Origin of the sequence: Mesorhizobium sp. (genome assembly GCF_024509055.1) — a bacterium.
Taxonomy (GTDB): Bacteria; Pseudomonadota; Alphaproteobacteria; order Rhizobiales; family Rhizobiaceae; genus Mesorhizobium.
The window spans coordinates 21964-35006 of sequence record NZ_JANINM010000301.1; the positions used below are offsets into that span (position 1 = coordinate 21964).

At 62.1% G+C, this 13043-nt stretch carries 11 protein-coding genes; 6 read left to right on the plus strand and 5 right to left on the minus strand.

The window, feature by feature from the left end:
• Positions 1 to 60: 60 nt before the first annotated feature.
• Together Q0L57_RS13780 and Q0L57_RS13785 are read left to right on the plus strand one after the other, a co-directional pair.
• Positions 61 to 1050, plus strand: coding sequence for a substrate-binding domain-containing protein (locus tag Q0L57_RS13780; RefSeq protein WP_296743476.1), 990 nt, complete (start codon positions 61 to 63; stop codon positions 1048 to 1050).
• 158 nt (positions 1051 to 1208) lie between these two features.
• Entirely contained in the window at positions 1209 to 1439 is a 231-nt protein-coding gene (locus Q0L57_RS13785; protein WP_296743478.1) for a hypothetical protein, read from the plus strand.
• A gap of 197 nt (positions 1440 to 1636) precedes the next feature.
• Here Q0L57_RS13785 and Q0L57_RS13790 read toward each other — a convergent pair whose 3' ends face one another.
• The 5 genes from Q0L57_RS13790 to Q0L57_RS13810 all read right to left on the minus strand — a co-directional run bounded on the left by Q0L57_RS13790 (position 1637) and on the right by Q0L57_RS13810 (position 8178).
• The gene (locus Q0L57_RS13790) at positions 1637 to 2695 is read right to left on the minus strand and encodes an aminopeptidase (protein WP_296743480.1); all 1059 of its coding nucleotides are present in this window, start codon (positions 2693 to 2695) and stop codon (positions 1637 to 1639) included.
• Between the two features lie 269 nt (positions 2696 to 2964).
• Positions 2965 to 4629 carry an acyl-CoA dehydrogenase family protein gene (locus Q0L57_RS13795; protein WP_296743497.1) on the minus strand — a complete coding sequence of 555 codons (1665 nt, stop codon included), beginning with the start codon at positions 4627 to 4629 and terminating at the stop codon, positions 2965 to 2967.
• A gap of 47 nt (positions 4630 to 4676) precedes the next feature.
• Entirely contained in the window at positions 4677 to 5465 is a 789-nt protein-coding gene (locus tag Q0L57_RS13800; RefSeq protein ID WP_296743482.1) for a crotonase/enoyl-CoA hydratase family protein, read from the minus strand.
• The gene (locus Q0L57_RS13805) at positions 5462 to 7078 is read right to left on the minus strand and encodes an AMP-binding protein (RefSeq protein ID WP_296743484.1); all 1617 of its coding nucleotides are present in this window, start codon (positions 7076 to 7078) and stop codon (positions 5462 to 5464) included. Before Q0L57_RS13805 ends, Q0L57_RS13800 begins: the two co-directional genes overlap by 4 nt.
• A complete protein-coding gene (locus tag Q0L57_RS13810; RefSeq protein ID WP_296743486.1) occupies positions 7075 to 8178 on the minus strand; it encodes a glycine cleavage T C-terminal barrel domain-containing protein in 1104 nt (367 codons plus the stop codon). Before Q0L57_RS13810 ends, Q0L57_RS13805 begins: the two co-directional genes overlap by 4 nt.
• A 260-nt stretch (positions 8179 to 8438) precedes the next feature.
• On the opposite strand from Q0L57_RS13810, the gene Q0L57_RS13815 reads away from it, so the two are divergent.
• The 4 genes from Q0L57_RS13815 to Q0L57_RS13830 form a co-directional block, all read left to right on the plus strand.
• Positions 8439 to 9347 carry a LysR substrate-binding domain-containing protein gene (locus tag Q0L57_RS13815; RefSeq protein ID WP_296743488.1) on the plus strand — a complete coding sequence of 303 codons (909 nt, stop codon included), beginning with the start codon at positions 8439 to 8441 and terminating at the stop codon, positions 9345 to 9347.
• Positions 9348 to 9469: 122 nt separating this feature from the next.
• The gene (locus tag Q0L57_RS13820; protein ID WP_296743491.1) at positions 9470 to 10315 is read left to right on the plus strand and encodes a hypothetical protein; all 846 of its coding nucleotides are present in this window, start codon (positions 9470 to 9472) and stop codon (positions 10313 to 10315) included.
• 320 nt (positions 10316 to 10635) lie between these two features.
• On the plus strand, positions 10636 to 11925 hold the full coding sequence (locus Q0L57_RS13825; protein WP_296743492.1) for an RsmB/NOP family class I SAM-dependent RNA methyltransferase: 1290 nt from the start codon (positions 10636 to 10638) through the stop codon (positions 11923 to 11925).
• A gap of 147 nt (positions 11926 to 12072) precedes the next feature.
• Positions 12073 to 13043, plus strand: a 971-nt coding sequence (locus Q0L57_RS13830; protein WP_296743494.1) for an aromatic ring-hydroxylating dioxygenase subunit alpha, incomplete at its 3' end; no start/stop codon positions are given.

The following is a 13043-nucleotide window of genomic DNA, read 5'->3' on the forward strand; positions in this document are numbered from 1 at the left end:
GGCTGGCGGCAGCAACCAAGGTCCGGCAACCCCCTGCCCGGACGAGGAGGAGACGAAAGTATGAGAACGACATCGAAAGGATCGCGACGGGTGCTCGTCGCCACACTTCTGGCAGGCGCCGGCCTGTGCGTAGCGGGCGCGGCGCAGGCGGCGAACCCGCTGGTGAAGGCCTGTTCCAAGGACGGCCAGTTCGTCATCGGCTTTTCGCAGGCGAACAACGCCGAACCCTATCGCCAGCACGTCAATGACGAGCTGACGGCGGCCGCCAAGCAGGTGCCGCAATTCACGCTGCAGATCGCCGACGGCGCCGGCAACGTCAACACGCAGACCTCGCAGGTCGACAACTTCATCACCCAGAAGGTCGACCTGCTGCTGATCTCGCCCTTCGAGGCCGCGCCCCTGACGCCCGCCGTCAAGCGCGCCATGGATGCCGGCATTCCGGTGATCGAGCTCGACCGTAAGACGGTGGGCGACCCGGGCAAGGACTACACCGCCTTCATCGGCGGCGACAATTTCAAGATCGCCCAGGAAGCCGGCAAGTTCACCGCCACGAAGCTGCTGCCCGATGGCGGCGAGGCGGCGGTGCTGGAGGGCCTGCCGAGCTCGACGCCAGCGGTGGAGCGCCTTAACGGCTTCAAGGACGGCGTTAAGGCCAACCCGAAGATCCAGATCGTTGCCGAGCAGGCGGCCGACTGGGTGCCGGACAAAGCCCAGACCGCCTTTTCGGCCATGCTGCAGGCGCATCCCGACATCAAGGTGCTCTATGCCTCCAACGACATGATGGCGGCCGGCGCGCTGCTCGCCGCCAAGGGCGCGGGCAAGGACGTCAAGATCATCGGCACCGACGGCCTGCCGGGCCCGGCGGGCGGCATCGAGGCCGTCGCCAAGGGCGACTGGGCGGCGACCTTCACTTACCCGACGGGCGCCAAGGAAGCGATCGACATGTCGAAGAAGATCCTGCTCGACTGCGCCACCTCCGTGGACGCCACGGTGACCGTGGACACCACCGCGATCACGTCGGAGAACGCGAAACAGTTGTCCGGCAAGTAGGGTAGGGCTCTCCAACCGAAGCTGTCGCGACAAGGCCCCGCAAGGGGCCTTGTTTTTGTTTTTAGGGTGCGGTTGCCGTGCATCGACGGCGCCAACCCTATCGACGGGCCATGAATCTGTGTTAAGCGGCCGGCCGACCAACCGAAGGACGACATGAAGTGAGCGAACCGACCGTGGCCGAAGCCACCGAAAGCATCTATGCCTCGCTGCGCGCCGACAATGCCGATATCGACCAGCATATCGCGACGCTCAAGGCCGCGCTGGCGCGGGAAGGGCTGAAGCAGGCAGTGTTCGAGCCGGCGAAGCTGGCGCACAACAACCGCCAGGGCCGCAAGTTGATGCAGGCCTATTTCAGGCAGCGCGGCGTGACGGTCGCGTTTTCGGCGTAGGGCCGAGCTTTACAATCGAAGATGTTGCGACAAGGCCCCGCAAGGGGCCTTTTTTTGTTTTTCGGGCTGTTGCGCCGACAGGCGCAGCTTCCCGAAGGTAATCGCACAGGGCAGCGCCAGTCCCCCACCTACACGATTGGCCGCCCAAGCCGGCATCGCTCAATAACAGCTTGCGTGAGCGACCTTGCAGATCAACCTCAATGGCACGCGGCCACGGTCCTCAGCGCCTGCGCCCGCGAAGCCTGAGGCAAATTGCCGATCCGCCGCACGGCGGCATAGAACCTGGGATAATCGCCGGAACACAGGTCGTACAGGCGCAGGAACGCCGGGACCTGCTCGCCATAGACGGCCGTCGCGGCGAGCTTCGCGTTGTTGATCGGGCTGTCGAACCAACCGTCATAGCCGCGGTATCCCGCCCAGCGCCTGTCGCGCATCTGCCGGTAGCGCGCCCGCAGCCTGTCGATCGTGGCTGCCTTGGCCGCCGCCATCTTCTCCGGGGTCCGGGGACTTCCATAGACCTGGCGCAACTCGTCCCGGGTCTTTGCGATCAGCGCCAGGAAATCCGCCCTGCGCGCGCGATCGGCCTCGTAGCGGCGCAACCCGGCGCGGTTGCCGGTGGCGCGCAGCCATTTCCTCGTGCCGCTGGTCTCGACCGAAACCGCGAAAGCCTCGTTGAACGCGGAATCGCCGTTCACGTAGATCTTCTGGTGCGCCAGTTCGTGGAAGATGAGGCTGGCGAGATAGGTGTCGTCCTGGCGCAGCATGGTGCTGAGCAGCGGGTCGCTGAACCAACCCAGCGTGGAATAGGCGGTGACGCCCGACACATAGACGTCGAGCCCCTTGCCACGCAGTTCGGCGGCGCTTTCAACCGCCGCTTTCTGCGAAAAGTAACCCCGGTAGGGAACGCAGCCGAACACCGGAAAGCACCACGTGACCGGCGCGAGCGAGAATTGCGGCGCGGCAAAGACGGCGTAGGTCACATCGTCCCGGCCGACATCGACATAGGAGCGGTAGCTTGAGTTATCGGGCTCCGCCAGTTCATCCGTGGCAAAGCGCCGTATGGCGGCGGCCTTCGTCAGCTTGGCGCGCAGTGGCGCCGGCGTCGAAGGATCGCGGATCAGCCTCCCGACATCCTTCCGCGCCGCCATGAGCTCAACATGACCCTCGATCGACTGCGCGTAATAGGAAACGCTGGTGCAGCCGGATATGGCGGATGCCAGGATGAGGGCGGCGAGCCAACGTAGAATGCGGTTCACAGATTGCCCATTGCTTGGTCGCTCCCCGATGCACAGATGCCCATCTACGCCGGAGTCTCAAACAGGCGCGCTGATTTTCGTCAAGAGCTGGTGGGTGAGAGATTCGCGTTGCCTGCGGACTGTCGCCAACGCGAACAAGGAGCGTCCGCCAGTTGAGCTGCCTTGGCAGTGGCTTTTGCCCGGCTGCGCCGTGCCGACTTGCTCTTGAGTTTGGGCGGCCTGACTACTTGTGCCAAGTTGGCTTTGTTCCCAGTCGCTAGTATGGCAGGTCATGCAAGTTCAATCGAAACCGTCGCATCGGCACAGGATATTGCCGCTTTCGCAGCGGCAACTGCCGACAGCAACTCGACCCCGATGAAAAACCGAGCGTTGGTTGCGGCTTCCGCCTCGAGCGCATCGCCCCGTCCCAACACCGCGGCTTCACCCAGATGGGCCCCAGCAACAACCGCGGCCAGGGCGCGCTGGAACGGTACGGCGACGGCGAGTGAAAACTGACTTCCTGGCCTGTCGCAGAGCATTTTCGCCATCTCCGCGGCATCTGTTACGGCTTGCAGGGCGGATGGCTCGGTAGTGAAGGCAGACAATGTTCTGTGGCAAGACTCCAGAACTTGAGACAGTGTCTCCCCACCCTCAAGGAGCAGTTTGCGCGTGACGAGGTCGATGGCCTGAATGCCGTTCGTGCCTTCGTAAATCGGAAGAATTCGCGCATCGCGATAATATTGCGCGACGCCGGTCTCTTCGATGTAGCCCATGCCGCCGTGGACCTGGATTGCGGTTGAGGCCACTTCCACCGCGATATCCGACGAGTACGACTTGGCCAACGGCGTCAGCAGCGAAGCCCGTGCGTGGGCACGTCGCCTTTCGTCCTCCGTCTGCGCCCTCACGCTCGAGTCAAGTGCTGAAGCCGTCGCCATGGACAGCATGCGCGCTGCCGAGGTCTTGCATCGCATCTCAAGCAGCATTCGCTTCACATCGGGATGGCGGATAATGGGACTGGCGATTTCGTCGTTGCCTGGGGCACGACCCTGGCGGCGCTCCCTTGCATAGGCGAATGCGGCCTGCGTGGCGCGCTCCGCGAGAGCGACCCCCTGCGTGGCGACCAGGAGCCGCGCATTGTTCATCATCGTGAACATGCAATTGAGCCCGCGGTTCTCCTCGCCGATGAGCCAGCCCCTTGCGCCTCCGTTGTCGCCAAAAGCCATGGCGCAGGTCGGCGAGCCATGAACGCCGAGCTTATGCTCAAGCGAAAGGCACCTCAGATCGTTGTGCGAGCCGTCGGGGAGGGTCTTCGGAACCAGGAACAGGGAGATGCCGCGCGTGCCCGCGGGCGCGTCCTCCAGCCGAGCCAGGACCAAGTGCACGATATTCGACGAGCAATCGTGCTCGCCATAGGTAATGAAGATCTTGTTGCCGATGATGCGGTAGCTGCCGTCGTCCGCTCGTTGGGCCTTGCAACGAAGATTTGAAAGATCGGAACCGGACTGTGGCTCTGTCAGGTTCATGGTTCCGGTCCATTCACCGGACACAAGCTTGTGCAGGTATCGGTCCTTGAGTTCCTGAGAGGCGTGTTCGGAAATGGCTTCGATGGCGCCCGCAGTCAAAAGCGGACAGAGCGCGAAAGCCATGGAGGACGAATTCCAGAACTCGGTGCAAGCCACGGCGAGCGAGGTCGGAAGCCCCTGGCCGGCATACTCGGTTGGTCCTGTGAGGCTGTTCCAGCCTGCCTCGCACCAGGCCTGGTAGGTCTCGCGCCAGCCCGGCGGCGTGGTCACCTTCCCGCCTTCGTCGAGGTTTGTCGGGATTCGGTCACCAACAGGATTCAAGGGCGCGATGCGCTCGCTGGCAAAACGCCCGGCCTCGGAGAGAATTGCGCGAACGTCATCAATGGAAAGTTCCCCGCTCTGCGTCGCGGCGAACCGCTCCGCAGTCTGCATCGCCAGAAGGACCTGGGGGATGGGTGGGGTATAGGTCATCGTCAATGTCAACTCGCGCCTGGTTCAAGGCGCTTGGTCTTCTTGGAGAAGAACGCCTCCAACCGATCCCTGATGTCCGGATTGGTTTGGACCGCTGCGGCAAGCAGTCCTTCCGCAAAGAGGCCATCCGTGGTGGACATGTCATTGATGCGGGATATGCCGGTGACGATAGCGAAATTGGTGGTTGGCGGATTACGTGCGACCTGTGCGGCCAATTCCTTGGCGCGTGGCAATGCTTGCCCAGCCTCCATCACTTCGTGGCACAGACCAAGATCCAGGCCACGCCGCGCATCGTAGGTGCGGGCCGACAGCATCATGTCGACCATGCGCGCCGGGGTGACGATACGGGCCACACGCACGGTCGCCCCGCCGCCGGTGAAAATCCCGCGCTGGCCTTCCGGGAGGGCAAAGAAGGTACCTTCTTCGGCAATGCGCACGTGGGCGGCCGCCGCCAGTTCAAGCCCTCCGCCGACGACCGCCCCCTTCAGAGCGGCAATCACCGGGATTCCGCTGAACTGAATGATGTCGAAAGCGCGATGCCATTTCTGGCACATCGTCATGAACTCGATCGGGGACCGGTCCTTGTCGTAATGCTCGCGGAGATCCAGCCCGGCGCAGAAATGATCGCCCTTGGCCGCAAGTACGAATGATCGCGTGCCCTCCGGCGGCGCGCGGAACACGTTCTCTATCTCCAGCAGCATATCTTCGCTGATTGCATTGCGCCGGTCTTCGCGCGCCAGCGTAACGATCGTTACCGGGCCGTCTGTCTCGATGGTGATGTATTCCGGATTCGTCATGGCATCATCTTTGCTTTTTCGCGCAGTTTGTATTTTTCGATCTTTCCGGTAGAGGTCTTCGGCAGGCTTTCGAAGAGGTAGCTCTTGGGCACCTTGAAGCCGGAAAGATGCTGGCGGCAGAACTTGTTCAACTCGTCCGCGGTGACATTCGCGCCCGGCTTCAGTTCCACGAAGGCGCAGGGCGTTTCGCCCCACTTCTCATCGGGCTTGGCCACGACCGCGGCGGCGCTGACGGCCGGGTGGCGATACAATGCGGCTTCCACCTCGATAGAGGAAATGTTCTCCCCGCCGGAGATGATGATATCCTTGTACCGGTCGCGTATTTCGAGGAAGCCATCGGGATGCTGCACGGCAACGTCGCCGCTATGAAACGCGCCTCCGGCAAAGGCAGCTTCAGTGGCCTCTTCATCCTTGTGATAGCCTTTCATGATTGTGTTGCCGCGCAATACGATCTCGCCCATCGTAACCCCATCCTGGGGTAGGCGCGTTCCCGATTGAGCATCCCGGATCTCGGCTGTTTCCATCATCGGGAAGCGCACGCCCTGGCGCGCCTTGATCGTCGCGCGCTGCGCGACATCCAGTCCGTCCCATGCTTCAGCCCAAATGGATTGAACGACATGACCGTAGGTTTCCGTGAGGCCGTAGACCTGCATCACGTCGAAGCCGAGCGCCTCGACTTTCTCCAGGATAGCAGCAGGCGGAGGCGCGCCTGCCGTCATCACCCGGACCGCATGCGGCAGCGCCGGCCGTTTCGCCTCGGCGGCCTCGACGAGCATCCCGAGCACGGTGGGCGCGCCGCCGAAATGAGTGACGCCGAATGAGCGAATGGCATCATAAATGGCGTTGGCCGAGATCTGCCTGCAGCAGACGACGGTCGCTGCAAGGGCGGTCATGGTCCAAGCATGGCCCCAGCCGTTACAATGGAACATGGGTACCGTGTAGAGATATGTCGGATGGCCTGACAGGCCCCAGCCGGCGATAGTGCCCAAGGCCATGAGGTAGGCGCCACGGTGATGGTAGAGCACGCCTTTTGGCCTGCCGCTGGTGCCGGACGTATAGTTGAGGCACAGGGTCTGCCACTCGTCCGCTGGAAACATTGGGCGAAAATCGGCGGCTGCCGATTGAACCAGATCGGAATGTCGCAGGCTGCCTGACAGGGCATCCCCCGGCCCGCCGAGATCGATAATCACGGGCCGATCACCTTTGATGCGCTGCAAGGCCTCCTGCGCCAATGCCGCGCATTGACTGTCCAGCATCAGCACCCGGGTTTCCGCGTGATCCAGAATATAGGCTATAGTCTCGGCATCGAGGCGGATGTTGATTGTGTTGAGAACGGCGCCAGCCATTGCCACGGCGAACTGGGCCTCGAACATCTCCGCCGTGTTGGGAGCAAGCACGGAAACCACGTCACCCGGCTTTACGCCTATATCCAGAAGGGCGGCGGCCAGACTTTCGCAGCGCTGGCGCACTTCCTTCCAGGTAAAGCGCCGCTCCTCATCGACGATCGCCAGGCGGTCAGGATAGAGGTCGGCCGTGCGCTCCAGAAATGAAAGGGGTGTCAGCGGGACGTAGTTGGCGGGCCTTGGCTGGAGCCAGGGTGCGTCGTTGCTCATAGGAATGGGAGCTCCACAAGCCTTGCGGCGGTCGGGCCGCTGGGGCGCTCGACGATGACAGTCTCGCCTGCCTTCACTGCAGCAGATATCAGGGCATATCCGATGTTCGCCTGCATGCGGGGCGACCACGTGCAATTGGTCATCACCCCCACCCTGGCGCCGTTGACGATGACATCTTCGCGCTTGGTGCCGAGTGGCGCGGGTGTTGCACCATCGAGAATGAGACCCAGTTGGTGGCGCTTCGGCCCTTCGGCCTTGATCATGCGAAGCGCCGTGATGCCGACGACATCGTCAGGGACGTCGAGATCCACATACTTGCCCAGCCGCACTTCGAAGGGATTGGTATCGTCGTCGGTGTCACCGCCGACTGAAACGAGTCCGCTCTCCGTTCGCTCGGCGGTCGCCGGCGCTCCGGGACCGATCCCCCAGGGCCTGCCCGCCTCCTTGAAGATGTTCCAGAGCTTCGTGCCCTGGGATCCATCTTTCAGGTAGATCTCGAACCCGCCTTGCTTGGACCACCCGGACCGCTGTACGGCGACGGGAATGCTTTCGATCTCGGTTTCCTTGAACCAGAAGTACTTGAGTGCACGCACCCAGTCGCCAACAACATGGGCCACCACATCCTCGGCCTTGGGTCCCTGAAGGGCCATCGGCGAAACGTCGGGCTCGCTGATCTCGACATTCAACCCGCGTTCCGCGGCAATGGCATTCGCCCAGAGCCAGATGTCGCTGTCCGCAATCGAGAGCCAGTATAAGTCGTCGGCGAGCTTCAGCAGGATCGGGTCATTGATGAGCGTGCCCCGATGGTTGCAAAGCGGCACATATTTTCCCTGGCCGATTTTGCAGGTGGAGAGATCTCGCGGTGACAGGATCTGCGCGAGCCGTCCCGCGTCCGGCCCCTTGAGCTGCACCTGTCGTTCCACGCCGACATCCCATTGCGAAACGCCGTTGATCAGCCGCCAGTATTCTCCCTCCGGGTCGCCGAACGAGGTGGGCATGATCATGCGGTTGTAGACATTCGCCGCCACCATGCCCTCCGCTAAAGCGGCTTCGAAGAAGGGCGATGGGCGGACGCGGGCTGTTGGGAAGAACGAAAACATAGGAATCCTCGGGCTGTATTACTGGCTGTAGTTGCTACCTTCCTCATCGAGGACGCTCGGCCCAGCGAAAGGCGGCTGCCATGTCGGCTCGTTCGGACCCGTGGGAAAGGTTTCCGTTTCTTGTGGGGTTCAAAGTTGAGCCTCCCGCAGTGTCGCCAGGGATAGTGAGCTCTGAAATGTCCCGGCAGGGTGGGTTGCGTCAAACAACCGTTTCGCAGACAATGACCCTGTTTCTGTTATGCATAGGTTCGATGTGGCGCATGCAACTCGATCTGCCGCCTCTGATCTGGCTGCGCGCCTTCGAAGCCGCCGCGCGACACCTCAGTTTCACCAATGCCGCCATGGAGCTGAACCTGACCCAGGCGGCAATTTCGAAGCACGTCAAATCCCTTGAGCTTCACCTGCGCCATCAGCTCTTCGTCCGCCGCCCTCGCAGCCTGCAATTGACCAAGACCGGCGAGGCCTATCTGCCGAAGGTCCGCGACGCATTCGAGCGCCTGGCAATCGGTACCCGAGAAGTGTTCGGAGGGCGCCGCGCGAAGGAGCTGACCGTGCGATGCGCGGTGTCCTTTGCGGTCAATTGGCTGGCGCCCCGCCTACCGGATTTCCTGGATCGTAATCCGGGCAAGGACATCAGGATAATCTCAAGCGTCTGGAACGACGCCTTCGACACGGACGTCTTCGATCTCGACATCCAGTACGGCACCGGCGGCTGGAGCAGCGTTCGGAGCCATCGTTTGACATGGGAGACGATCACGCCGCTTTGCGCCCCTGGCCTCGCCGAAAGGCTGCCGCTGAAGCGGCCCGACGACCTGCGGGGACACCGGTTGCTCCATGTGCTCGGATATCAGGAAGGTTGGGGGATTTGGCTGAATGCCGCCAAGGCGAAAGCGGTCGACCCCGGGCAGGGGCTGCAGCTCGATACCTCGCTGACCGCTTTCGAAATCGCGGCACAAGGCGGCGGAGTGGCGCTCGGGCGGTTGTCGCTTGCCGGGCGAGAACGGACATCCGGCAGGCTGTTTGCGCCATTTGATCTCGAAGTTCCGATCGACGAGGCGTTCCATCTGCTGGAACCCCTTGGCGCAGACCTGCATCCCGACGCCGCCCGCTTCGTCGACTGGCTGCTCGAAGCCGCAGTCCGCGAACGCTCCGAGGCATTCGCAGCGTAATCGAGCCCCTGGCAGGCGCGACACGCCCAGAATACGGACCTCTGCAATTGACGTTCAGGACGGACTGACCCGGCGGGTCAATCGACCGAGCAGTTATCATCTATGTGACCCCGACGCCCGGCATGTCGGTAACGACGGAGGTCAAGACCGGCGGCCGGCGGGTGTTGGAGTTCCTGCTCGACCCGCTGATGGAGTGGCATTTCGTCAAACGTCTGACGAGACGTCTTAGATTTGACAAGAGATTGTCATCTTTATTGTTCAGGAGGCCTATTTGCATGACGCAGCGCGTTTCTTTGCAAAACGCAATTGAATCAGTCGCCGTATCAACCCGGTTTATAGTGGAAATGGGTTGCGGTCTTTTGATCTCTTCCCTTGTCATCGGATGCGATCTTACAGGGACATCAAGCGCGGCGTCGAATTTGACCCGTGAGGAGCGTCTGAAGGTTGCCGCAGACGCCTACTACAACAACCAATGTCAAAAGCAGTGGGCGCTGCTCTGGCCAATGGCGCGAGAAGGCGATGGCGAAGCGCTTTCAGAGCTTGCCTCTGAGCTTGGGGGACGGCTCGAGATACCTGCCTTGGATTCGGATACGAAAGTTGATCCGGGAGTGAGGTCATTTGCCAATGTGCTTGTCATGACGATCTACGCAGCGACAGCGTCAAAACATCCTGACAAGCGCAATCTCTACTACGTCTTCGACCGTGCTAGATGGAACAAAGGCGATGTAACGGTCGTATCCATTCGCTCCGGCCGGATCAGTTATAGCTCGATCAAGGCTCCGCCGCCAGTTTCAATAACAACGCTAGAAGATTGTCTTTCTCAGGAAAGTACCTCGAACGTTGGCGGCAGATGTGTCGCTCAGGCCATCAAGCTAGGGCTCATTCCAAACTGTTCCGAATACAGTAAAGCCATGGACGCAGTCCCGACCACCTACCGACCGAACCATTGCATTCGCCGTCCCTGGTAGCTTCAAGAGGATATGACCCAATTTCAGAACGCAGCTTGGCCCCCGTGAGAAGTCGCGCTGGGCCGCTCCGTCCATGGAGATGCAATCGATTACAGCCAAGTAGCCCGCCCGTCGGCTTCTCGATGGGCAATTCCAAAAGCGGACTGTCTGGTTCCGGCTCCAAAACCGTCAGTTCGACTTGTATCGGCGGCGTAGTGCAGCCGTTGGCAGGCGGGCCCAGACAATAGCCAGCAGCACCTCCATCGCCTATATAGCCGTCTTTCCAACCTGATCCCCGTTCCGTGAACCCTGCCGCCCGCCTGCAAGCCACAATCGAACTCATGCATGAAGTCGACAGCGTCGCGCGTCCCGCCGATGCTATCGTCTCGGCCTGGTTTCGCGCACGACGCTATATCGGCGACAGGGACCGTGGCCAGATTCTGGAACTGCTCTACGCGCTTCTCAGGCACCATGCACGGCTCGGCTGGTGGCTCGGCAGGCATGGGCGCGAGGACGTGCCCCGCAACCGGCTGCTCGGATGGCTCATGCTGGAAGAAGGCAGGGCGCCCGACCAGATCAAACGCCTGTTCAATGGCGCGAAATTCGCGCCTGCCGCCCTGACGGATCACGAGCACGCGCTGCTGGTCAAATTGCAGGGATGCACGATCGACCACCCCGGCATGCCGGAAGAGGTGCGCCTCGAGTGCCCATCCTGGGCGGCTGGTCCCCTGCGACGCCGTTTCGGGCAAGCGTTCGGGACCGAGATGGCCGCGCTTCTGACGCCGGCGCCGCTGGACCTGCGCGTCAATCCGATCAGGTCGACGCGCGAGGCCATGCTGCGCGCGTTGACGGATCTTGGCTTGCGGGCGCAGCCGTCGGCCATGGCTCCCTACGGCATCCGCGTGGATGAACGCCCCTCGCTGGCCAGCCTGCCGATGCTCACAACCGGCGAGGTGGAGATCCAGGATGAGGGCTCGCAGCTCGTCGCCATTCTGGTCGATGCCCGGCCGGGCGACCGCGTGGTCGATTTCTGCGCCGGAGCCGGCGGCAAGACACTGGCCATCGCCTCGCAGATGAACAACAAGGGCCACGTTGTCGCCTGCGATGTGATGGAGGGCCGCCTGAAGCGCGGCGCCGAGCGCTTCCGGCGGGCAGGGCTGCACAATATCGAGACGAGGCTCCTGGCCAGCGAGACCGATAAGTGGGTCAAGCGCCACAAGGGTGGGTTCGATCGCGTGCTGGTGGACGCCCCATGCAGCGGCACCGGTACATGGCGGCGCAATCCCGATGCGCGCTGGCGCGCGGCGGAGGAACAGGGTCTGGACAATCTCGTGTCGCTGCAGGCCCGAATTCTGACGAGCGCAGCGCGTCTGGTGAAACCCGGCGGACGGCTGGTCTACGCGACATGCTCCTTGTTGCCGCAGGAGAACGAGGAACAGGTCGCCGCTTTCCTCACTGCGCATCCCGCTTTTCGTGTCGTGCCGCTGCGCGAGGCCGCGCCGCAGCTGACGAATTCAGCCCATCCAGACTACCTGTCGCTGACGCCCGCCCGCAACGACACCGACGGCTTCTTTGCCGCCGTGATGCAGCGGGAGGTGGTGGCGGGGCCAGGGGTGGCTGAGATGGGATGATGGTAGTGTAGTGGTTGATCGGCAGCTGATGTTCAAGGCCGTCAGGTGGCTAATTGCACGCCGGCTTACAGGCTGTGCGCAGCAGAGCCAATTCCCTTGCGATGTCGCCTCGCTTACGACAGGATTGCCGCAACTGGAGCTTAGCCTATGACGCCAGATACCTTGCGACGCGACCACCCGCCACTCGACACTCCGCCCGTGCAATACCTGAACTTGGACCCGTCGCTTTATGTCCGCGATGACATCTGGCAGCAGGAACGGCGCAGCATCTTCGCGCACACCTGGCAGTTCATGGGGCCTGTCGCCTCGGTCGCGACGTCCGGTCAATACCTTGCCATCGACATCGCCGGCACGCCGATCTTCGCCGTCCGGGGCCGGGACGGGACCTTGCGCGGATTTAAGAATGTATGCCGCCACCGGGGGGCGAAACTTCTGGCCGATGGCGCGGGCAAATGTGGGCTGATCGTTTGTCCCTATCACAAATGGTCCTTTGCCGACACCGGACGGCTGGTGCAGGCCCCATGGTATGGCAAGGATCCCGCGATCATCGCCGAAGACTGGCCGCTGGAGACGGTGCAGTTGTCCGAATGGCGCGGGCTGCTCTTCGCGGCATTCGACCCGAAGGAGAGCCTTCTGGATCAACTTGGCTCTCTGCCCGACGAACTGGCGGACGAGCCGCTGGAGACCTATGCCGCCACCGATCAGGCCACTGTCAGCTTTGCGGCGAACTGGAAAATCTACACCGACAATTTCGTCGAAGGCTACCACATCCCTGGCACGCATCCCTCGTTCTACGCTGCCATCGACTTCGAAGCTTTCCAGACCACCGCCCATCCCGGTTATGTCCGGATGACCGCACCGCCGAAAGACGGCCTGTTCTATCGCGGCAAATGGCTTTGGATGTGGCCGAACTGGACGCTGTCGCTTTTCGATGGCGGCATGAACGTTAGCCGGATCAATCCGACCTCACCGCATCACACAGACCAGCACTACAATTTCTTCTTTGCCGACACCTCTGCAGAAGCATCCGAGAGCAGGGCGAAATCTGTGCAAGGCACCCTGGCCGTGGTACGCGAGGACTACACCATCTGCGCCGATACGCATCGCAACTATGCCGC

What these genes read in the sequence shown, in the direction of transcription:
- Q0L57_RS13810 (WP_296743486.1), bottom strand. Translation starts at nt 8,178, where the DNA reads ATGTTTTCGTTCTTCCCAACAGCCCGCGTCCGCCCATCGCCCTTCTTC.
- Q0L57_RS13825 (WP_296743492.1), top strand. Translation starts at nt 10,636, where the DNA reads ATGCATGAAGTCGACAGCGTCGCGCGTCCCGCCGATGCTATCGTCTCG.
- Q0L57_RS13820 (WP_296743491.1), top strand. Translation starts at nt 9,470, where the DNA reads ATGTCGGTAACGACGGAGGTCAAGACCGGCGGCCGGCGGGTGTTGGAG.
- Q0L57_RS13780 (WP_296743476.1), top strand. Translation starts at nt 61, where the DNA reads ATGAGAACGACATCGAAAGGATCGCGACGGGTGCTCGTCGCCACACTT.
- Q0L57_RS13800 (WP_296743482.1), bottom strand. Translation starts at nt 5,465, where the DNA reads ATGACGAATCCGGAATACATCACCATCGAGACAGACGGCCCGGTAACG.
- Q0L57_RS13805 (WP_296743484.1), bottom strand. Translation starts at nt 7,078, where the DNA reads ATGAGCAACGACGCACCCTGGCTCCAGCCAAGGCCCGCCAACTACGTC.
- Q0L57_RS13815 (WP_296743488.1), top strand. Translation starts at nt 8,439, where the DNA reads ATGCAACTCGATCTGCCGCCTCTGATCTGGCTGCGCGCCTTCGAAGCC.
- Q0L57_RS13795 (WP_296743497.1), bottom strand. Translation starts at nt 4,629, where the DNA reads ATGCAGACTGCGGAGCGGTTCGCCGCGACGCAGAGCGGGGAACTTTCC.